Origin of the sequence: Streptococcus mitis (assembly GCF_000960025.1) — a bacterium.
GTDB classification, from domain to species: domain Bacteria; phylum Bacillota; class Bacilli; order Lactobacillales; family Streptococcaceae; genus Streptococcus; species Streptococcus mitis_DH.
Genome location: NZ_JYGQ01000001.1, coordinates 161,095 through 180,249 on the forward strand (window position 1 = coordinate 161,095; position 19,155 = coordinate 180,249).

Annotated in this window: 14 protein-coding genes, 17 tRNA genes, 2 rRNA genes, 1 pseudogene and 1 riboswitch; of the genes and pseudogenes, 28 read left to right on the forward strand and 6 right to left on the reverse strand. The window is 43.5% G+C overall.

What is annotated here, in order from left to right; translation table 11 throughout:
• Positions 1 to 121: 121 nt before the first annotated feature.
• The 19 genes from TZ91_RS00900 (at position 122) to TZ91_RS00990 (ending at position 4,724) form a co-directional block, all read left to right on the forward strand.
• Positions 122 to 3,023 (forward strand): 23S ribosomal RNA (locus TZ91_RS00900).
• A gap of 76 nt (positions 3,024 to 3,099) precedes the next feature.
• A 5S ribosomal RNA gene (gene rrf, locus TZ91_RS00905) occupies positions 3,100 to 3,215 on the forward strand.
• Positions 3,216 to 3,219: 4 nt separating this feature from the next.
• Positions 3,220 to 3,292, forward strand: a tRNA-Val gene (locus TZ91_RS00910).
• 2 nt (positions 3,293 to 3,294) lie between these two features.
• Positions 3,295 to 3,367, forward strand: a tRNA-Asp gene (locus TZ91_RS00915).
• Between the two features lie 24 nt (positions 3,368 to 3,391).
• Positions 3,392 to 3,464: transfer RNA gene (locus TZ91_RS00920), tRNA-Lys, on the forward strand.
• A 5-nt stretch (positions 3,465 to 3,469) separates the two neighbouring features.
• A tRNA-Leu gene (locus TZ91_RS00925) sits at positions 3,470 to 3,551 on the forward strand.
• An 18-nt stretch (positions 3,552 to 3,569) separates the two neighbouring features.
• Positions 3,570 to 3,642: transfer RNA gene (locus TZ91_RS00930), tRNA-Thr, on the forward strand.
• A 22-nt stretch (positions 3,643 to 3,664) separates the two neighbouring features.
• Positions 3,665 to 3,736 (forward strand) — tRNA-Gly (locus tag TZ91_RS00935).
• Positions 3,737 to 3,743: 7 nt separating this feature from the next.
• A tRNA-Leu gene (locus TZ91_RS00940) sits at positions 3,744 to 3,829 on the forward strand.
• Positions 3,830 to 3,840: 11 nt separating this feature from the next.
• Positions 3,841 to 3,914 (forward strand) — tRNA-Arg (locus TZ91_RS00945).
• A gap of 15 nt (positions 3,915 to 3,929) precedes the next feature.
• Positions 3,930 to 4,003, forward strand: a tRNA-Pro gene (locus TZ91_RS00950).
• A 5-nt stretch (positions 4,004 to 4,008) separates the two neighbouring features.
• Positions 4,009 to 4,082, forward strand: a tRNA-Met gene (locus TZ91_RS00955).
• A 13-nt stretch (positions 4,083 to 4,095) separates the two neighbouring features.
• Positions 4,096 to 4,169, forward strand: a tRNA-Ile gene (locus TZ91_RS00960).
• 12 nt (positions 4,170 to 4,181) lie between these two features.
• Positions 4,182 to 4,271, forward strand: a tRNA-Ser gene (locus TZ91_RS00965).
• 10 nt (positions 4,272 to 4,281) lie between these two features.
• Positions 4,282 to 4,355, forward strand: a tRNA-Met gene (locus tag TZ91_RS00970).
• Between the two features lie 3 nt (positions 4,356 to 4,358).
• Positions 4,359 to 4,431 (forward strand) — tRNA-Phe (locus TZ91_RS00975).
• A gap of 20 nt (positions 4,432 to 4,451) precedes the next feature.
• Positions 4,452 to 4,522, forward strand: a tRNA-Gly gene (locus TZ91_RS00980).
• A gap of 34 nt (positions 4,523 to 4,556) precedes the next feature.
• Positions 4,557 to 4,630: transfer RNA gene (locus TZ91_RS00985), tRNA-Ile, on the forward strand.
• 6 nt (positions 4,631 to 4,636) lie between these two features.
• Positions 4,637 to 4,724, forward strand: a tRNA-Ser gene (locus tag TZ91_RS00990).
• 184 nt (positions 4,725 to 4,908) lie between these two features.
• Here the strand turns inward: TZ91_RS00990 and birA are convergent.
• A complete protein-coding gene (birA, locus tag TZ91_RS00995; protein ID WP_033687270.1) occupies positions 4,909 to 5,844 on the reverse strand; it encodes a bifunctional biotin--[acetyl-CoA-carboxylase] ligase/biotin operon repressor BirA in 936 nt (311 codons plus the stop codon).
• Positions 5,845 to 6,126: 282 nt separating this feature from the next.
• Between birA and TZ91_RS01000 the strand changes: the two genes are divergently transcribed.
• The 5 genes and pseudogenes from TZ91_RS01000 (at position 6,127) to TZ91_RS01015 (ending at position 10,391) form a co-directional block, all read left to right on the forward strand.
• Positions 6,127 to 7,320 carry an O-antigen ligase family protein gene (locus TZ91_RS01000; RefSeq protein ID WP_033687269.1) on the forward strand — a complete coding sequence of 398 codons (1,194 nt, stop codon included), beginning with the start codon at positions 6,127 to 6,129 and terminating at the stop codon, positions 7,318 to 7,320.
• A 145-nt stretch (positions 7,321 to 7,465) separates the two neighbouring features.
• Positions 7,466 to 7,909 carry a MarR family winged helix-turn-helix transcriptional regulator gene (locus TZ91_RS01005; protein ID WP_033687268.1) on the forward strand — a complete coding sequence of 148 codons (444 nt, stop codon included), beginning with the start codon at positions 7,466 to 7,468 and terminating at the stop codon, positions 7,907 to 7,909.
• 34 nt (positions 7,910 to 7,943) lie between these two features.
• Positions 7,944 to 8,153: pseudogene (locus TZ91_RS09940) on the forward strand (nuclear transport factor 2 family protein); the annotation flags it as partial.
• On the forward strand, positions 8,150 to 8,878 hold the full coding sequence (locus TZ91_RS01010) for an ATP-binding cassette domain-containing protein (protein ID WP_033676410.1): 729 nt from the start codon (positions 8,150 to 8,152) through the stop codon (positions 8,876 to 8,878). The pseudogene TZ91_RS09940 and the gene TZ91_RS01010, both read left to right, overlap by 4 nt.
• Positions 8,871 to 10,391 carry an ABC transporter permease/substrate-binding protein gene (locus tag TZ91_RS01015; RefSeq protein WP_000182947.1) on the forward strand — a complete coding sequence of 507 codons (1,521 nt, stop codon included), beginning with the start codon at positions 8,871 to 8,873 and terminating at the stop codon, positions 10,389 to 10,391. Before TZ91_RS01010 ends, TZ91_RS01015 begins: the two co-directional genes overlap by 8 nt.
• Positions 10,392 to 10,528: 137 nt before the next feature.
• On the opposite strand, the gene TZ91_RS01020 is transcribed toward TZ91_RS01015, so the two are convergent.
• On the reverse strand, positions 10,529 to 11,065 hold the full coding sequence (locus TZ91_RS01020) for a TetR/AcrR family transcriptional regulator (RefSeq protein WP_004235331.1): 537 nt from the start codon (positions 11,063 to 11,065) through the stop codon (positions 10,529 to 10,531).
• A gap of 132 nt (positions 11,066 to 11,197) precedes the next feature.
• Here TZ91_RS01020 and TZ91_RS01025 point away from each other — a divergent pair, with 132 nt between their 5' ends.
• Positions 11,198 to 12,088: a cation diffusion facilitator family transporter gene (locus tag TZ91_RS01025; protein WP_000095928.1), complete on the forward strand. Its 891-nt coding sequence runs from the start codon at positions 11,198 to 11,200 to the stop codon at positions 12,086 to 12,088.
• 33 nt (positions 12,089 to 12,121) lie between these two features.
• On the opposite strand, the gene galR is transcribed toward TZ91_RS01025, so the two are convergent.
• The gene (gene galR, locus TZ91_RS01030; RefSeq protein WP_033687265.1) at positions 12,122 to 13,126 is read right to left on the reverse strand and encodes a DNA-binding transcriptional regulator GalR; all 1,005 of its coding nucleotides are present in this window, start codon (positions 13,124 to 13,126) and stop codon (positions 12,122 to 12,124) included.
• 164 nt (positions 13,127 to 13,290) lie between these two features.
• Here galR and TZ91_RS01035 point away from each other — a divergent pair, with 164 nt between their 5' ends.
• The 3 genes from TZ91_RS01035 (at position 13,291) to TZ91_RS01045 (ending at position 16,443) form a co-directional block, all read left to right on the forward strand.
• Positions 13,291 to 14,469 carry a galactokinase gene (locus TZ91_RS01035; protein ID WP_033687264.1) on the forward strand — a complete coding sequence of 393 codons (1,179 nt, stop codon included), beginning with the start codon at positions 13,291 to 13,293 and terminating at the stop codon, positions 14,467 to 14,469.
• A gap of 18 nt (positions 14,470 to 14,487) precedes the next feature.
• The gene (locus TZ91_RS01040; RefSeq protein ID WP_033687273.1) at positions 14,488 to 15,969 is read left to right on the forward strand and encodes a UDP-glucose--hexose-1-phosphate uridylyltransferase; all 1,482 of its coding nucleotides are present in this window, start codon (positions 14,488 to 14,490) and stop codon (positions 15,967 to 15,969) included.
• Positions 15,970 to 16,038: 69 nt separating this feature from the next.
• Positions 16,039 to 16,443 (forward strand): PaaI family thioesterase, encoded by a 405-nt coding sequence (locus TZ91_RS01045; protein ID WP_000651223.1) that lies wholly within the window; start codon positions 16,039 to 16,041, stop codon positions 16,441 to 16,443.
• A gap of 28 nt (positions 16,444 to 16,471) precedes the next feature.
• On the opposite strand, the gene TZ91_RS01050 is transcribed toward TZ91_RS01045, so the two are convergent.
• The 3 genes from TZ91_RS01050 to TZ91_RS01060 all read right to left on the reverse strand — a co-directional run bounded on the left by TZ91_RS01050 (position 16,472) and on the right by TZ91_RS01060 (position 19,154).
• Positions 16,472 to 17,734 carry a nucleobase:cation symporter-2 family protein gene (locus TZ91_RS01050; RefSeq protein WP_033687263.1) on the reverse strand — a complete coding sequence of 421 codons (1,263 nt, stop codon included), beginning with the start codon at positions 17,732 to 17,734 and terminating at the stop codon, positions 16,472 to 16,474.
• A complete protein-coding gene (locus TZ91_RS01055; RefSeq protein WP_033687262.1) occupies positions 17,734 to 18,315 on the reverse strand; it encodes a xanthine phosphoribosyltransferase in 582 nt (193 codons plus the stop codon). Before TZ91_RS01055 ends, TZ91_RS01050 begins: the two co-directional genes overlap by 1 nt.
• A gap of 123 nt (positions 18,316 to 18,438) precedes the next feature.
• A riboswitch (purine riboswitch) is annotated at positions 18,439 to 18,534 on the reverse strand.
• Between the two features lie 233 nt (positions 18,535 to 18,767).
• Entirely contained in the window at positions 18,768 to 19,154 is a 387-nt protein-coding gene (locus TZ91_RS01060; protein ID WP_000386220.1) for a bleomycin resistance protein, read from the reverse strand.
• Between the last annotated feature and the right edge of the window lies 1 nt (position 19,155).

Consider the following 19,155-nt stretch of genomic DNA (forward strand, 5'->3'; position numbering starts at 1 on the left):
TGAGAGATCACCAAGTAATGCACATTGAAAATTGAATATCTATATCAAATAGTAACAAGAAAATAAACCGAAAACGCTGTAGTATTAATAAGAGTTTATGACTGAAAGGTCAGAAAAATAAGGTTAAGTTAATAAGGGCGCACGGTGGATGCCTTGGCACTAGGAGCCGAAGAAGGACGTGACAAACGACGATATGCCTTGGGTAGCTGTAAGTAAGCGATGATCCAGGGATTTCCGAATGGGGGAACCCAACAGGTACTACCTGTTACCCGCATCTGTTAAGGATGTGAGGAGGAAGACGCAGTGAACTGAAACATCTAAGTAGCTGCAGGAAGAGAAAGCAAAAGCGATTGCCTTAGTAGCGGCGAGCGAAACGGCAGGAGGGCAAACCGAAGAGTTTACTCTTCGGGGTTGTAGGACTGCAATGTGGACTCAAAGATTATAGAAGAATGATTTGGGAAGATCAGCCAAAGAGAGTAATAGCCTCGTATTTAAAATAGTCTTTGTACCTAGCAGTATCCTGAGTACGGCGGGACACGTGAAATCCCGTCGGAATCTGGGAGGACCATCTCCCAACCCTAAATACTCCCTAGTGACCGATAGTGAACCAGTACCGTGAGGGAAAGGTGAAAAGCACCCCGGGAGGGGAGTGAAATAGAACCTGAAACCGTGTGCCTACAACAAGTTCGAGCCCGTTAATGGGTGAGAGCGTGCCTTTTGTAGAATGAACCGGCGAGTTACGTTATGATGCGAGGTTAAGTTGAAGAGACGGAGCCGTAGGGAAACCGAGTCTGAATAGGGCGCCTTAGTATCATGACGTAGACCCGAAACCATGTGACCTACCCATGAGCAGGTTGAAGGTGCGGTAAGACGCACTGGAGGACCGAACCAGGGCACGTTGAAAAGTGCTTGGATGACTTGTGGGTAGCGGAGAAATTCCAAACGAACTTGGAGATAGCTGGTTCTCTCCGAAATAGCTTTAGGGCTAGCGTCGACATTAGAGATTCTTGGAGGTAGAGCACTGTTTGGGTGAGGGGTCCATCCCGGATTACCAATCTCAGATAAACTCCGAATGCCAATGAATTATGGTCGGCAGTCAGACTGCGAGTGCTAAGATCCGTAGTCGAAAGGGAAACAGCCCAGACCACCAGCTAAGGTCCCAAAATAATTGTTAAGTGGAAAAGGATGTGGGGTTGCACAGACAACTAGGATGTTAGCTTAGAAGCAGCTATTCATTCAAAGAGTGCGTAATAGCTCACTAGTCGAGTGACCCTGCGCCGAAAATGTACCGGGGCTAAAACAATTTACCGAAGCTGTGGATACCTTTATAGGTATGGTAGGAGAGCGTTCTATGTGTGATGAAGGTGTACCGTGAGGAGTGCTGGAACGCATAGAAGTGAGAATGCCGGTATGAGTAGCGAAAGACAGGTGAGAATCCTGTCCACCGTAAGACTAAGGTTTCCAGGGGAAGGCTCGTCCGCCCTGGGTTAGTCGGGACCTAAGGAGAGACCGAAAGGTGTATCCGATGGACAACAGGTTGATATTCCTGTACTAGAGTATGTAGTGATGGAGGGACGCAGTAGGCTAACTAAAGCAGACGATTGGAAGTGTCTGTCTAAGCAGTGAGGTGTGATATGAGTCAAATGCTTATATCTGTAACATTGAGCTGTGATGGGGAGCGAAGTTTAGTAGCGAAGTTAGTGACGTCACACTGCCAAGAAAAGCTTCTAGCGTTTAAACATACTCTACCCGTACCGCAAACCGACACAGGTAGTCGAGGCGAGTAGCCTCAGGTGAGCGAGAGAACTCTCGTTAAGGAACTCGGCAAAATGACCCCGTAACTTCGGGAGAAGGGGTGCTGACTTTAAGTCAGCCGCAGTGAATAGGCCCAAGCAACTGTTTATCAAAAACACAGCTCTCTGCTAAATCGTAAGATGATGTATAGGGGGTGACGCCTGCCCGGTGCTGGAAGGTTAAGAGGAGTGCTTAGCGTAAGCGAAGGTATGAATTGAAGCCCCAGTAAACGGCGGCCGTAACTATAACGGTCCTAAGGTAGCGAAATTCCTTGTCGGGTAAGTTCCGACCCGCACGAAAGGCGTAATGATTTGGGCACTGTCTCAACGAGAGACTCGGTGAAATTTTAGTACCTGTGAAGATGCAGGTTACCCGCGACAGGACGGAAAGACCCCATGGAGCTTTACTGCAGTTTGATATTGAGTGTCTGTACCACATGTACAGGATAGGTAGGAGTCTATGAGATCGGGACGCCAGTTTCGAAGGAGACGTTGTTGGGATACTACCCTTGTGTTATGGCCACTCTAACCCGGATAGGTGATCCCTATCGGAGACAGTGTCTGACGGGCAGTTTGACTGGGGCGGTCGCCTCCTAAAAGGTAACGGAGGCGCCCAAAGGTTCCCTCAGAATGGTTGGAAATCATTCGCAGAGTGTAAAGGTATAAGGGAGCTTGACTGCGAGAGCTACAACTCGAGCAGGGACGAAAGTCGGGCTTAGTGATCCGGTGGTTCCGTATGGAAGGGCCATCGCTCAACGGATAAAAGCTACCCTGGGGATAACAGGCTTATCTCCCCCAAGAGTTCACATCGACGGGGAGGTTTGGCACCTCGATGTCGGCTCGTCGCATCCTGGGGCTGTAGTCGGTCCCAAGGGTTGGGCTGTTCGCCCATTAAAGCGGCACGCGAGCTGGGTTCAGAACGTCGTGAGACAGTTCGGTCCCTATCCGTCGCGGGCGTAGGAAATTTGAGAGGATCTGCTCCTAGTACGAGAGGACCAGAGTGGACTTACCGCTGGTGTACCAGTTGTCTTGCCAAAGGCATCGCTGGGTAGCTATGTAGGGAAGGGATAAACGCTGAAAGCATCTAAGTGTGAAACCCACCTCAAGATGAGATTTCCCATGATTTTATATCAGTAAGAGCCCTGAGAGATGATCAGGTAGATAGGTTAGAAGTGGAAGTGTGGCGACACATGTAGCGGACTAATACTAATAGCTCGAGGACTTATCCAAAGTAACTGAGAATATGAAAGCGAACGGTTTTCTTAATTTGAATAGATATTCAATTTTGAGTAGGTATTACTCAGAGTTAAGTGACGATAGCCTAGGAGATACACCTGTACCCATGCCGAACACAGAAGTTAAGCCCTAGAACGCCGGAAGTAGTTGGGGGTTGCCCCCTGTGAGATATGGAAGTCGCTTAGCTCTAGGGAGTTTAGCTCAGCTGGGAGAGCATCTGCCTTACAAGCAGAGGGTCAGCGGTTCGATCCCGTTAACTCCCATAGGTCCCGTAGTGTAGCGGTTATCACGTCGCCCTGTCACGGCGAAGATCGCGGGTTCGATTCCCGTCGGGACCGTTTAAGATAACGGAAGTTATTTTAGACTCGTTAGCTCAGTTGGTAGAGCAATTGACTTTTAATCAATGGGTCACTGGTTCGAGCCCAGTACGGGTCATATATGCGGGTTTGGCGGAATTGGCAGACGCACCAGATTTAGGATCTGGCGCTTAACGGCGTGGGGGTTCAAGTCCCTTAACCCGCATTAAGATATAATAAATGAGCCGGCTTAGCTCAGTTGGTAGAGCATCTGATTTGTAATCAGAGGGTCGCGTGTTCAAGTCATGTAGCCGGCATTTTTAGATAGAAGAAAACAGTGCGAACGTAGTTCAGTGGTAGAACACCACCTTGCCAAGGTGGGGGTCGCGGGTTCGAATCCCGTCGTTCGCTTAGAGAGGCCGGGGTGGCGGAACTGGCAGACGCACAGGACTTAAAATCCTGCGATTGGTAACGATCGTACCGGTTCGATTCCGGTCCTCGGCATAAACTAATGAGCACCCTTAGCTCAACTGGATAGAGTACCTGACTACGAATCAGGCGGTTAGAGGTTCGACTCCTCTAGGGTGCATTTTTCTATTTAACTCGGGAAGTAGCTCAGCTTGGTAGAGTACTTGGTTTGGGACCAAGGTGTCGCAGGTTCGAATCCTGTCTTCCCGATATATGGCGGTGTAGCTCAGCTGGCTAGAGCGTCCGGTTCATACCCGGGAGGTCGGGGGTTCGATCCCCTTCGCCGCTATAATGATCTTGTTGGACCTTTAGCTCAGCTGGTTAGAGCTCTCGGCTCATAACCGAGTGGTCGTAGGTTCAAGTCCTACAAGGTCCATTTGAATAGTATGGAGGATTACCCAAGTCCGGCTGAAGGGAACGGTCTTGAAAACCGTCAGGCGTGTAAAAGCGTGCGTGGGTTCGAATCCCACATCCTCCTTTTGTATTAGCGCGGGATGGAGCAGCTCGGTAGCTCGTCGGGCTCATAACCCGAAGGTCGTAGGTTCAAATCCTGCTCCCGCAATAAGGCTCGGTAGCTCAGTTGGTAGAGCAATGGATTGAAGCTCCATGTGTCGGCGGTTCGATTCCGTCTCGCGCCATTTTTACTTATAGTGTGTATGCGGGTGTAGTTTAGTGGTAAAACTACAGCCTTCCAAGCTGTTGTCGCGAGTTCGATTCTCGTCACCCGCTTTGAACTTTGTTCAAAATACCAAGTTTTTAACTTGGGCGCGTAGCTCAGGTGGTTAGAGCGCACGCCTGATAAGCGTGAGGTCGGTGGTTCGAGTCCACTCGTGCCCATTAATAGGAGAATTACTCAAGAGGCTGAAGAGGACGGTTTGCTAAATCGTTAGGTCGGGTAACTGGCGCAAGGGTTCGAATCCCTTATTCTCCGTTTTATTGAGAGTTTATAACTCTTTTTTTGTATTTTTAGGAATAGTAGAATAAAAACTTCAGATTTGTAAAACTTAATTGGATTACTTATCTGAAGTTTTTTGCGCTCTTTATCAACTGTAGTAAGCTGTAGAAAAGCTAAAATCTTTATATATTGTTGATTTTATGGTTGTGCTTGTTTATTACTACTTCCAATTCTTGAGTGAGATTTCTCCGCTATTGAGCCAGATTTCTTTTCCGTTATCACATTGAACTAAAAGTTTGCCATTTTCTGAGATATCTTTAGCAAGTCCCTTGTGATCTTTTTGATCTAGTGTGAAAGTCACTTCTTTTCCTAGAACGAAGGACTGTTTTTTATATAGGTATAATAGCTCTTCTGCAGGTGTTTCGAAGAAAGCACGCCAGATCTCTATGATTAATTCATTTCTTGTTATAGGTGCTGGTACATTAAATAAACTAGCAGCTTTTTCTTTTAATTCTTGAGGGAAGTCTTTGATAGCAAAGTTGATTCCTACTCCAATAATGATATCTGTGACTAAGCCAGTTTCTACAGACGTCATTGCCTCAGTGAGGATTCCTCCAATTTTATGATTTTTGAGGTAGATATCATTGACCCATTTTATGTCGACATCTATTAAAGTTAGGTTCTTAATGGCTTTGTAGATAGCTCCTGCTACAAGTAGTGTGTAGGATGGTAATTTGTCATAGGGGAGATTTGGTTTGAGATGGAGTGTCATATAAATGCCACCTTGTGGGGAGTAGAAGGAGCGTTGAAAACGGCCTCTCCCTGCTGTTTGATAGGAAGCTAGATAGAGGATGTTTGCTTCATTTCCTAAATCAATTGCTTCTTTTGCATCCAGTTGTGTTGATTTTGTTTCGGGTTTAAAACTGACTTTAATTTGAAGATTTTCTTCTAGAACCTCTGGAAGAATAAGGTCACCATTCATCAGTTTATATCCTTTGTTTTTGATGCTATTAATCTCAATGCCTTCTTGTTCTAGTCGCTTGATGGCTTTCCAAATTGATGTTCGGCTTAGGGATAGTTCTTCTGCAATTTTTTCTCCGCTGATATAGTCGGTTTCTTTAGTTAGAATCTGATAGACAGCTTGGTAGGATTTCATAGTGTTTCCTTTCTTTATCAATTGTAAATGATTTAAATTTAGTTTGGATAGTTGGTCAAAACCTTATTATATTACTTCTATTTTAACATATACCTTGTCTTTACGGTATGATTTCCTTATAGTAAATCTAGTCATTAAGTTTTAGTTTTGAAATATCAGTATTTTTGCTCTCTTTTTTACCTAGTAAACGTTTCCTTTGTTTTCAAATTGCTAAAAAAGTGGTACAATAAAGGGTAGCTTACTATTATCTGAATCAATTGATTTGGAGAGAAAGGATTCATTTTGAAATCAATAGGCTTTATTAAAAAGCTGAAAGGGTTGTCTAGTAAAGAGCTGATTTTATTGGGAATTATCCTGAGTATCTTTTTGCCCTTTTATCTTTTTGTAGTTGTATTCTGTTTATATATTATTAGTTTGATTTTTACAGGAGACATGAAAAGTATTCTTCAGAAAATGGGGGAGCATCCGATGTTGCTTCTTTTTCTTGGCTATAGTACTGTTATATCCGTTTTTGCACAAAATTGGATGGGAGTTGTGGCTTCAGTAGGAATTTTTCTATTTACTGTTTTCTTTTTGCATTATCAGTCGATTTTATCACATAAATTCTTTCGATTGATTTTGCAGCTCGTCTTGTTTGGTAGCGTCTTGTCAGCTGCTTTTGCGAGTTTAGAACATTTCCAAATTGTGAAGAAATTCAACTATGCTTTCCTTTCACCCAATATGCAGGTGTGGCATCAGAATCGTGCAGAAGTGACCTTCTTTAATCCTAATTATTATGGAATTATTTGTTGTTTCTGTATCATGATTGCCTTCTATCTGTTTACAACGACCAAGTTGAATTGGTTGAAAGTATTCTGTGTGATTGCAGGCTTTGTGAATCTCTTTGGTTTGAACTTTACGCAAAATCGAACTGCCTTTCCTGCTATTATCGCTGGAGCCATTATTTATCTCTTTACGACCATTAAAAATTGGAAGGCCTTTTGGCTTAGTATTGGGGTCTTTGCGATTGGCTTGAGCTTCCTCTTTTCTAGTGATTTGGGAGTTCGGATGGGGACTTTAGACTCTTCTATGGAAGAACGCATTTCTATCTGGGATGCTGGGATGGCCTTATTTAAGCAAAATCCTTTTTGGGGTGAGGGGCCATTGACCTACATGCACTCGTATCCTCGGATAAATGCTCCTTATCATGAACATGCTCATAGTCTTTATATTGATACGATTCTGAGTTATGGAATTGTGGGGACTATTTTACTAGTTTTGTCTTCTGTTGCTCCTGTTCGCTTGATGATGGATATGAGTCAGGAGTCGGGGAAACGCCCGATTATCGGCCTTTATCTCTCTTTCCTTACAGTGGTTGCTGTACACGGAATCTTTGACTTGGCCCTCTTCTGGATTCAGTCAGGTTTCATTTTCTTGCTAGTTATGTGCAGTGTTCCATTGGAGCATCGAACGTTGGTATCGGACATGACGGATTAAGTTTTATAAGATTAAAATTCTTCTACCTTGGGTAGGAGAATTTTTTACTGGGAAAAATTATTTCCAAATCGAAATAGTTGACAGATGGAATGACGAGTGTTACAATTACTTTATTCGTTTCGATGTAGAAATAAAAGGAGGTGTCATGAAAGATAGTCATTTGCTAGCTCATCATATTCGTTTGTTGAATGGACGGATTTTTCAAAAGTTACTAAGTCGGGATCCTGAAGCTCTTTACCGGAGTGAACAGGGGAAGATTTTAGCGGTTTTATGGAATAGTGAAACTGGCTGCGCAACTGCGACAGATATTGCTTTGGCGACTGGACTTGCTAATAATACGCTGACGACGATGATTAAAAAGCTAGAGGAACAAAATCTTGTAACCGTTAGTCCATGTGGAGAGGATAAGCGTAAGAAGTATTTAGTTTTAACAGAGTTGGGGCAGTCTCAGAAAGAAGTGGGGCATCGTGTCAGTCAGAAATTGGATACGATCTTTTACAAAGGATTTTCAGAGGAAGAAATTCGTCAGTTTGAAGCCTTTCAAGAAAGAATTTTGGCTAATCTGAAAGAGGAGGAAAATGAGGATTAAAATAGTGCAAATTAGCTGTTTATAGGTAAAGGCCACTTTCGACTTTGTTTTCCAACTCTTAGGACAAGGAAACTATGTGGTTAGCTATGGTCAGACTCAGATTGATGGAGTTGCCTATGCCCAGTACGATATCTTCCGTCTAGAAAACGGGAAAATTGTGGAGCATTGGGACAATAAGGAAGTCATGCCTAAGGTAGAAGACTTGACCAATCGAGGGAAGTTTTTAATTGAGGATACAGAATGATTGAATACAAAAATGTAGCTTTACGTTACACAGAAAAAGATGTCTTGAGAGATGTTAATTTACGGATTGAGAATGGGGAATTTATGGTTTTAGTTGGGCCATCTGGGTCCGGTAAGACGACTATGATCAAGATGATTAACCGTCTTTTGGAACCAACTGATGGAAATATTTATATGGATGGCAAGCGCATCAAAGATTATGATGAGCGTGAACTTCGTCTTTCTACTGGTTATGTTTTACAGGCCATTGCTCTCTTTCCAAATCTAACGGTTGCGGAAAATATTGCCCTGATTCCTGAGATGAAAGGATGGACTAAGGAAGAAATTGCTCAGAAAACAGAAGAGCTTTTGGCAAAGGTTGGTTTACCAGTAGCTGAGTATGGGCATCGTTTGCCTAGTGAATTATCTGGTGGGGAGCAACAGCGTGTTGGAATTGTACGGGCTATGATTGGTCAGCCTAAGATTCTCCTCATGGATGAACCTTTTTCGGCTCTTGATGCTATTTCTCGCAAACAGTTGCAGGTTCTGACTAAAGAATTGCATAAAGAGTTTGGGATGACAACGATTTTTGTGACCCATGATACGGATGAAGCTTTGAAATTGGCGGACCGTATTGCTGTCTTGCAGGATGGAGAGATTCGTCAGGTGGCGAATCCCGAGACGATTTTAAAAGCTCCTGCAACAGAATTTGTAGCAGACTTGTTTGGAGGTAGTGTTCATGACTAATTTAATTGCAACTTTTCAGGATCGTTTTAGTGATTGGTTGACAGCTCTATCTCAACATTTGCAGTTGTCACTTTTGACCTTGTTGCTGGCCATCTTTATAGCGATTCCCTTGGCTGTTTATCTTCGCTATCATGAGAAGTTGGCGGATTGGGTTTTGCAGATTGCAGGGATTTTCCAGACCATCCCGTCTCTGGCCTTGTTAGGACTCTTTATCCCCTTGATGGGAATTGGGACCTTGCCTGCTTTGACAGCTCTAGTGATTTATGCGATTTTTCCGATTTTGCAAAATACCATCACTGGGCTAAAGGGAATTGATCCGAGTCTGCAAGAGGCTGGAATTGCCTTTGGGATGACTAGGTGGGAGCGACTCAAGAAGTTTGAAATTCCACTTGCCATGCCTGTTATGATGTCTGGGATTAGGACGGCAGCTGTCTTAATTATCGGTACGGCAACCTTGGCGGCCTTGATTGGTGCAGGGGGGCTGGGTTCCTTTATCCTTTTGGGAATTGACCGTAATAATGCCAGTCTGATTTTGATCGGGGCACTTTCTTCTGCAGTGCTTGCTATTGCCTTTAACTTCCTACTAAAAGTGATGGAAAAAGCAAAATTGCGGACGATTTTTTCTGGTTTTGCCTTGGTGACCATATTACTCGGTTTGTCTTATAGTCCAGCCCTCTTAGCTCAAAAAGAGAAAGAGAACTTGATCATTGCTGGGAAATTGGGTCCAGAACCAGAAATTTTGGCCAATATGTATAAGTTGCTAATTGAAGAAAATACCAGTATGACTGCGACTGTTAAACCGAATTTTGGGAAAACAAGCTTCCTCTATGAAGCTCTGAAAAAAGGTGATATTGATATTTATCCTGAATTTACCGGTACGGTGACTGAAAGTTTACTTCAGCCATCACCTAAAGTGAGTCATGAGCCAGAGCAGGTTTATCAGGTGGCGCGTGATGGTATTGCCAAACAGGATCATCTAGCCTATCTCAAACCAATGTCTTATCAAAATACCTATGCTGTAGCTGTTCCGAAAAAAATTGCTCAAGAATATGGCTTGAAGACCATTTCGGACTTGAAAAAAGTGGAAGGGCAGCTGAAGGCAGGCTTTACACTTGAGTTTAACGACCGTGAAGATGGAAATAAGGGCTTGCAGTCAATGTATGGTCTCAATCTCAATGTAGCGACTATGGAGCCAGCTCTTCGTTATCAGGCAATTCAGTCAGGTGACATTCAAATCACGGATGCCTATTCGACTGATGCAGAATTGGCACGTTATGATTTACAGGTCTTAGAAGATGACAAACAACTCTTCCCACCTTATCAAGGGGCTCCACTAATGAAAGAAGCTCTTCTCAAGAAACATCCAGAGTTGGAAACAGTTCTCAATAAATTGGCTGGTAAAATTACTGAAAGCCAGATGAGCCAGCTCAACTACCAAGTCGGTGTTGAAGGCAAGTCAGCAGAACAAGTAGCCAAGGAGTTTCTACAAGAACAAGGTTTGTTGAAGAAATAGTTTGAAAATGTCAAACTCAACTTTGTTAAACGACCATATAGAAAACTGCTCAGACAATGTTGTCTGGGCTTTTTTGATTGTTGAAAAGATGAAAACTCAGTAGCCTAGAAATAAGGCAACTGAGCTCTACTCTGTATTCAATTTTTAGGAATGAGAAGGTCTAGATAAAACTGGACAACTTCCTGGTATGTAAAGTCTTGTCCTTTTTTGAGCCACCAGGTCAATGTCTCGATAAAGTTGGACACGACCAAGTGTTGGAGGTAAGAAGTAGGCAGATTAGTGTGGGCTTCTTTTAACTCATCAGCCAACATGGGATAGACATGGTGTTCTAGCTCTTTATGGAGTTGACGGAGGAAGTAGTCATTTTTGGAAAATAGCAGACTGGTAACATGGTCCTGGTTTTTCTGAAAATGTAAAAAGATATGTGCGAGGTAGTCCTCGGTAGTAAAGTGTCCTTCCCTTTCAAAGAGATGATGAAAGAGGTAGCGACAGAGCTCATCTAAAAGGAGTTCCTTGCTTTCATAGTGACAGTAAAAAGTAGAACGCCCAACATCTGCTAGGTCAATGATATCCTGAACAGTAGTGGCATCATAGCCTTTGTCGTTCAAAAGTTGTAAAAAAGCTTGATAGATGGCTTTTTTCGTCTTGCTGACTCGACGGTCTCTTTTTGGCATGTAGACACTTGAGACAAACTGTTCAGAACTGAACATGGCTGACAGTTTGCTTCTATCCTTTCTTTGAATTTTATTAGATAATACAAATGAAAGAAGTATGTATATACCCATTATACCAAAGGAGGGAGAGAAATGAGTTCTAAAACATCTATCTGGTTAGCTTTTTTCTTAAATTTAAGCTATGCGATTGTTGAGTTTATCGCAGGAGGAATCTTTGGTTCGAGTGCAGTTCTTGCTGATTCCGTTCATGACTTGGGAGATGCTATAGCCATTGGCATCTCAGCCCTTTTAGAAACAATTTCAAACCGTGAAGAAGATAGACAGTACACCTTGGGTTACAAACGTTTTAGTCTTTTAGGAGCCATGCTAACGGCTGTGATTCTTATGATAGGGTCTGTCCTAGTGATCTTGGAAAATGTCACAAAGATTGTTCACCCGCAACCCGTCAATGAGGAAGGCATCCTCTGGCTGGGAATCATTGCAGTAGCCATTAATGTGCTAGCAAGTCTGGTAGTTCGTAAGGGGAAAACAAAGAACGAGTCAATTCTTAGCCTGCATTTTTTGGAAGACACTCTTGGTTGGTTGGCCGTCATTCTAATGGCGATTATTCTTCGATTTACGGACTGGTATATCCTCGATCCGCTTTTATCACTAGTTATTTCTATCTTTATTCTGTCGAAAGCCATTCCTCGCTTTTGGAGCGCACTGAAAATTTTCCTAGATGCTGTGCCAGAAGGAGTCGAGACAAGTGATTTGGAGAAGGATTTAGAGGCTCTACCCAATGTCAACAGTGTCAATCAACTTAGCATTTGGTCCATGGATGGTCTAGAGAATAATGCTATTGTTCACATTTGTATCAAGGACTGGGAACAGATGATGGAAACCAAAGAAGTGGTGCGTCAATGTTTAGAAGAAAGAGGCGTGCAGAATATCACTATTGAAGTAGATAGCAGTCAAAGCAATCATGCGCAACATAAGCGGAGGGTGAGAGAATTAGAGCAGAAGCATGGGCATCATCATTAGAAAAGCGACCTCGCTAGAGGTCGTTTTGTTATCCTATTCATTCCTTGTACTTTCTCTTAGAGTCAGTCTGGTTCCCAGCATGGTCAGGCTAGGGATTTTGCGACCGTGGAGCACTTCCTTGTTAAGAATATCCATACCTGCTCGGCCCATTTCTTCGGTATAGACGGTGATGCTGGAGAGGGGAGGATAGACTTGCTTGGTCAGGCTGGTGTCGTTAAAGGAAATAAGACTGACGCGGTCTGGCAGGTTGATTCCAGCTTCTTGGAGGGCACGGAGGGCACCGATAGCTAAACTATCGCTAGCTGCAAAAAATGCTGGTGGCAGTTGGTCTCCCAAACTCTGAATAGCCTCCTTCATCAAGTCATAGCCAGACTGGGCAGTAAAGCTTCCTTGAAAGACCAGTTCATCATGATAGATTCCCTTTGCTTGACTGTAGTTTCTAAAATTTTCCAGTCGCTTATCCTCAATGATTTCTTCTTGGTCGGTTGTTTCTTCAAGGCCTGTTAGAATCCCGATGCGGTCCATCCCTTGGCTGAGAAAATAATCGACAACCTGTTTCATGGCAGTGTAAAAGTCCGTGATAATGCAGGTGTGTCCCAGGGAAAGTGTATCACTGTCTAGAAAGACAAGAGGCTTTTGGTATTCTTCAAAGGCAGAAATCTGAGCTCGACTAAACTTTCCGATGCAGAGAATCCCAATCACTTCCTCGCTTAGGGTAAAAGGATGGTCATTAAAATAGCGCAAAATATCATAGTCCAGTTCTTGGGCTCTTTTTTCTATGCCTAGGCGAATCTGGTAGTAGTAGAGGTCGTCAAGCTCCCCTTGTTCACTGACCCATTGGATAATGGCAATCTTTTGTTTGGGCTTGTGGAACTCGCCTGTCTTGAGGTGCTTAGTGTAGCCCAACTCTTCAGCAACAGTTAAAATACGGTGTCTGGTTTCTTCTGTAACAGATAGGCTCTGGTCGCGATTGAGGACGCGGGATACGGTCGCGATAGAGACAGAGGCTAGCTGTGCAATGTCTTTTAAGGTAGCCATAAATCCTCCTTCTTTTAGGTTAGTATATCATATTTTTCTGTATTTTACTGATAGTTTAGTAAAATTTTAGTAAAAAGGATTGACCTTGGGAAATCCCTTGGATACAATAGAAGAAAACGATTACACGTTAAGGTGACTTAACGGACAGTAAAAGGAGAAATCATATGACACAACATCTTACCGCTGAAGCCCTTCGCAAAGACTTTCTTGCCGTTTTTGGTCAAGAAGCAGACCAAACTTTCTTTTCACCAGGTCGTATCAATTTGATTGGTGAACACACAGACTACAACGGTGGGCACGTTTTTCCAGCTGCTATTTCCTTGGGAACTTACGGTGCAGCTCGCAAGCGTGACGACCAAGTTTTACGTTTCTACTCAGCTAACTTTGAGGACAAGGGCATTATCGAAGTGCCTCTCGCTGACCTCAAGTTTGAAAAAGAGCACAACTGGACCAATTATCCAAAAGGAGTTCTTCATTTCTTGCAAGAAGCTGGACACGTGATTGACAAAGGTTTTGATTTTTATGTTTATGGGAATATTCCAAATGGTGCTGGCTTGTCTTCTTCAGCATCCTTGGAACTTTTGACAGGAGTCGTGGCAGAGCATCTCTTTGATTTAAAATTAGAGCGTCTCGATTTGGTTAAAATCGGCAAACAAACAGAAAATAACTTTATCGGAGTCAACTCTGGTATCATGGACCAGTTTGCTATCGGTATGGGGGCTGATCAACGTGCTATTTACTTAGATACTAACACTTTAGAGTATGATTTGGTACCACTTGATTTGAAGGACAATGTCGTTGTTATCATAAACACTAACAAACGCCGTGAATTGGCTGACTCTAAGTACAATGAACGCCGTGCTGAGTGTGAAAAAGCAGTGGAAGAATTGCAAGTTGCCTTGGATATTCAGACTTTGGGTGAATTAGACGAGTGGGCCTTTGATCAATATAGCTACCTGATTAAAGATGAAAATCGTTTGAAACGTGCTCGCCATGCTGTGCTTGAAAACCAACGTACTCTCAAAGCCCAAGTAGCCCTTCAAGCAGGAGATTTGGAAACATTTGGTCGTTTGATGAATGCGTCACACGTTTCCCTAGAGCATGATTATGAAGTAACTGGTTTGGAATTGGATACTCTTGTTCACACAGCTTGGGCACAAGAAGGTGTTCTCGGTGCTCGTATGACAGGGGCAGGTTTTGGCGGATGTGCCATTGCCTTGGTGCAAAAAGATGCTGTTGATGCCTTTAAGGAAGCTGTAGGCAAACACTACGAGGAAGTAGTTGGCTACGCTCCAAGTTTCTATATCGCTGAAGTTGCAGGTGGCACTCGCGTCCTTGACTAGTCAAAAGGAGGCTTTATGGTGACCTTAGTAGATAAATTTGTAACACATGTCATTTCTGAAAGTTCATTTGAGGAAATGGATCGAATCTACCTGACCAATCGTGTCTTGGCACGAGTGGGAGACGGTGTTTTGGAAGTTGAGACGGATCTGGATAAAGTGATTGACCTCAAGGACCAGCTGGTTGAGGAAGCCGTTCGATTAGAAACGATTGAGGATAGTCAGACTGCGCGTGAGATTCTCGGTGCTGAACTGATGGATTTGGTGACTCCTTGTCCGAGTCAGGTCAATCGTGACTTCTGGGGAACCTATGCCCACTCTCCTGAGCAATCGATAGAGGAGTTTTACCAACTCAGTCAGAAAAATGACTACATCAAACTCAAGGCCATTGCTAAAAATATCGCTTATCGTGTTCCATCTGATTACGGTGAACTTGAAATTACCATCAACCTCTCTAAGCCTGAAAAGGATCCCAAAGAGATTGCTGCAGCCAAGTTGGTGCAAGCTAGCAATTATCCTCAGTGTCAGCTTTGTCTAGAGAATGAGGGCTACCATGGTCGAGTCAACCACCCAGCCCGTAGCAACCACCGTATTATCCGTTTTGAAATGGCTGGTCAGGAGTGGGGCTTCCAGTATTCGCCCTATGCTTATTTTAATGAGCACTGTATTTTCTTAGATGGCCAGCATCGTCCCATGGCCATTAGTCGTCAGAGTTTTGAACGTCTGTTGGCTATCGTAGAGCAGTTTCCAGGATATTTTGCAGGCTCTAATGCCGACTTGCCGATTGTGGGGGGCTCTATTCTAACTCATGATCACTATCAGGGAGGCCGTCACGTATTTCCTATGGAATTGGCTCCCTTGCAAAAGACCTTTCGATTTGCAGGTTTTGAGCAGGTCAAGGCTGGGATTGTCAAGTGGCCAATGTCAGTGCTGCGTTTGACTTCGGATTCCAAAGAGGATTTGATCAACTTAGCTGACAAGATTTTGCAGGAATGGCGCCAGTATTCAGATCCAAGGGTGCAAGTCTTGGCAGAAAGTAATGGAACACCACACCACACCATTACACCCATTGCTCGTAAACGCGATGGACAGTTTGAGTTGGACTTGGTCTTGCGAGACAATCAGACATCACCAGAGCATCCTGATGGCATCTATCATCCCCACAAGGATGTTCAACATATCAAGAAGGAAAATATCGGCTTGATTGAGGTCATGGGCTTGGCAATCTTGCCACCACGTCTGAAAGAAGAAGTGGAGCAAGTCGCTAGCTATCTCGTGGGAGAAGCTGTTACAGTTTCCGATTATCATCAGGAATGGGCAGACCAACTTAGAGCCCAATATCCAGCCCTAACAGATAAAGAAAAAGCCCTTGAAATCGTCAAGGACTCTGTTGGTGCTATCTTTGCGCGTGTGCTTGAGGACGCAGGAGTCTACAAGCAGACAGAACAAGGACAGGCAGCCTTTATGCGCTTTGTGGAGCAGGTCGGAATTTTGCCAGACTAGGAGCTTTCTCCTTGCACAGTCCTATAAAAAGTAGTATCATAGTGTCGTTTGAAATATCAGGAGGAAACGATGAAAGACTTTCATTTTGACGCTATATCTGCCTTTGAAAATTACGAAATTGAACAAATGAGAGATGGTCACGTTGTGGTGACGACCAAAGTAGTGGACTCGTCTCTCAACTACTATGGCAATGCCCATGGTGGCTATCTCTTTACCCTTTGCGACCAGATCAGTGGTTTGGTGGTCATATCTCTGGGGCTTGATGGAGTGACGCTCCAGTCTTCTATCAACTACCTCAAAGCAGGAAAACTCGACGATGTGCTGACCATTAAAGGAGAATGTGTCCACCAAGGACGCACAACCTGCGTCGTGGATGTCGATATCACCAATCAAGAAGGCAGAAATGTCTGTAAAGCAACCTTTACCATGTTTGTTACAGGCCAAAGGTCAGAAGACAGACAGGTAAGGATATAACATAAAAAGAGGCTCGCACCTCTTTTTTTTATTTCTTCTTATGATTTAATACTGCATTGAGGACAATGGCGAGTAGGCTGGCTACGACGATTCCGTTTGAGAAGAACATTTGGAAGGCTGTCGGCATGCTGACAAAGAGATTACTGTTGTTGAGTCCGACCCCTGCAGCGATTGAAACAGCTGCGATAAGGAAGTTGTGTTCATTGTTAGCAAAGTCAACACGTGCGAGGATTTGCATCCCTTGAATCGATACAAAACCAAACATAACCAGCATGGCACCACCGAGGACAGGGCTTGGAATGATTTGGGCAAGGGCGCCAAACTTAGGAAGCAGTCCAAGGAGAACCAGGAAACCAGCTGCGTAGTAGATTGGCAGGCGAGTCTTAATGCCTGATAATTTAACCAAACCAACGTTTTGTGAAAACCCTGTGTAAGGGAAGGTGTTAAAGATTCCTCCGAGAAGTACGGCCAAGCCTTCTGCGCGGTATCCGTTGCGAAGGCGCGTGCTGTCGATTGGATCTTTTGTGATATCAGACAAGGCCAGATAAACACCAGTCGACTCAACCATAGACACCGTTGCGATGATACACATCATGACAATAGATGAGATTTCAAAGGTTGGTATCCCAAAGTAGAGTGGGGTTGGGACATGGACAAGTGGTGCTGCCGCAACTGGAGAGAAGTCAACCAAGCCCATGCTAGCAGCGATGGCAGTTCCAACAACCAGACCAATCAAAATAGAGATAGACTTGATAAATCCTTTAGTAAAGATGTTAATCAAGAGGATAATCAAAACAGTGATAGCTGCAAGCAAGAGACTTTGACCAGTTGGCTCTGGAACGTTATTTCCCATATTTCCAATAGCAACAGGAATCAAGGTTAAACCAATAGTGGTAATAACAGATCCTGTTACGATAGATGGGAAGAGATTGGCTACTTTTGAGAAGATGCCTGAAACAAGAACCACGTAAATCCCTGATGCGATAAGGGCACCAAACATAGCACCACTACCATGGCTTTGCCCAATCATAATCAAGGGAGCTACCGACTGGAAGGCAACTCCAAGAACGACTGGGAGTCCAATCCCAAAGTATTTGTTGAGTTGGAGTTGGAGGAAGGTTGCCACACCACACATGAAGATATCAGTGGAAATCAGGTAGGTCAACTGCTCAGTTGAATAGCCAAGGGCTGTCGCAATCATGATAGGAACCAGGATGGATCCTGAGTACATGGCTAGTAAGTGCTGCAAGCCAAGAACGGCTGCTTGCGAATGTTTTTCTTGAGTTTGCATTAGAGATCTGCCTCCTTAAATATGACTTGACCATTTTCAAAACGATCCAAACGAGCGAGTGATAGAACAGGGTAGCCTGCTTTTTCAAGCAAATCACGGCCATCTTGGAAAGATTTTTCAATCACAATACCGATAGCTTTGACTGTTGCTCCAGCCTGTTCGATGATTTGAATCAAGCCTTTAGCAGCTTGGCCATTAGCAAGGAAATCGTCGATAATCAAAACCTTGTCCTCTGGTGAGAGGAATTTTCCAGCGATAGAAACGGTGCTGGTTACCTGCTTGGTAAAGGAGTAAACTTCGGCAGTTAAGATTCCTTCGTTCATAGTGATGTTTTTAGCTTTTTTGGCAAAAATCATGGGAACGTTTAAGGCTTCAGCTGTAAAAATAGCTGGGGCAATACCCGACGCTTCAATGGTTACGACCTTGGTAATGCCAGCAGAAGCAAATTTTTCTGCAAAAACCTTACCAATCTCTCGCATCAAGCTAAAGTCAACTTGGTGGGTTAAAAAGGAATCTACCTTGAGAATGTTATCACCCAAGATATGCCCATCCTTGAGGATGCGCTCTTCTAATAATTTCATAAGACCTCCTAAAGTCTAAAAGCCAATCCATTTGCTTGTTTATAGTTTCTAGCAAGAAATAGAAAAAGGACCTACTTAATCTCTAAGTAAGTCCCCAAAATAGGCATGGCAAAAACGACCATACCTCACTTCTGACTTACTTATTGTTAGGTGTTCCGGCACCTTGTAGAAACGTCGTGCCAATTCACGACATAAACAAGTAAAACGATATTTAATTTTAAACAGGCTTGAGCCAATGTTTTTATTTTACACTAAATAACTTTAGAAATCAAATATTTTGTTAGTGTTTTTGTTTTAAAAACGAACAAATATAATAAAAATGGGCAAAAATTAACTTATTGGCTAACATTTAGAAGGTTTTTCCATCATAAAAGGCATATTATCAAGATTTTTCAAGACTTGACAATATGCCTTTTTCTAACTTTAAAGACTTTTTCCCAGTCTTTATTATTCTACTCGCTAAATCTTAAAAAATAGCCATCTGGATCCAAGACTGCAAATTCATGTGGATAAATATAGTGATCCCCAACACGAAACTTTCTTTTGGTTAAGGGACGATAAATAGGATAGTTGGCTTCCAGCAGTTTTTGGTGGAGCTGAGGAACATCTGCAATGCCAAAGGAAATATTGACACCGCGCCCGAAAGGATAGGTCAGCTGAGCTAATTCTCCTGAGCTGCCTTCTTCTAGCATAAGTTGGCAGTCTTCAAGCGAGAGGAAGAGAAATTTCTCCTCTGGACGCTCGTATTCGACAGAGAATCCTAGCAGGTCGCAGTAGAAGTGGCGTGATTTTTCGATGTCAGATACTACAAATTCAGGAATGACAGCTTGATAGTCCATT

Coding starts and splice junctions, on each gene's coding strand:
- TZ91_RS01025 (WP_000095928.1), top strand. CDS start 11,198: ATGAGTTCTAAAACATCTATCTGGTTAGCTTTTTTCTTAAATTTAAGC.
- TZ91_RS01035 (WP_033687264.1), top strand. CDS start 13,291: ATGACACAACATCTTACCGCTGAAGCCCTTCGCAAAGACTTTCTTGCC.
- TZ91_RS01020 (WP_004235331.1), bottom strand. CDS start 11,065: ATGCCAAAAAGAGACCGTCGAGTCAGCAAGACGAAAAAAGCCATCTAT.
- TZ91_RS01015 (WP_000182947.1), top strand. CDS start 8,871: ATGACTAATTTAATTGCAACTTTTCAGGATCGTTTTAGTGATTGGTTG.
- birA (WP_033687270.1), bottom strand. CDS start 5,844: ATGAAATCCTACCAAGCTGTCTATCAGATTCTAACTAAAGAAACCGAC.
- TZ91_RS01060 (WP_000386220.1), bottom strand. CDS start 19,154: ATGGACTATCAAGCTGTCATTCCTGAATTTGTAGTATCTGACATCGAA.
- TZ91_RS01005 (WP_033687268.1), top strand. CDS start 7,466: ATGAAAGATAGTCATTTGCTAGCTCATCATATTCGTTTGTTGAATGGA.
- TZ91_RS01055 (WP_033687262.1), bottom strand. CDS start 18,315: ATGAAATTATTAGAAGAGCGCATCCTCAAGGATGGGCATATCTTGGGT.
- galR (WP_033687265.1), bottom strand. CDS start 13,126: ATGGCTACCTTAAAAGACATTGCACAGCTAGCCTCTGTCTCTATCGCG.
- TZ91_RS01010 (WP_033676410.1), top strand. CDS start 8,150: ATGATTGAATACAAAAATGTAGCTTTACGTTACACAGAAAAAGATGTC.
- TZ91_RS01050 (WP_033687263.1), bottom strand. CDS start 17,734: ATGCAAACTCAAGAAAAACATTCGCAAGCAGCCGTTCTTGGCTTGCAG.
- TZ91_RS01045 (WP_000651223.1), top strand. CDS start 16,039: ATGAAAGACTTTCATTTTGACGCTATATCTGCCTTTGAAAATTACGAA.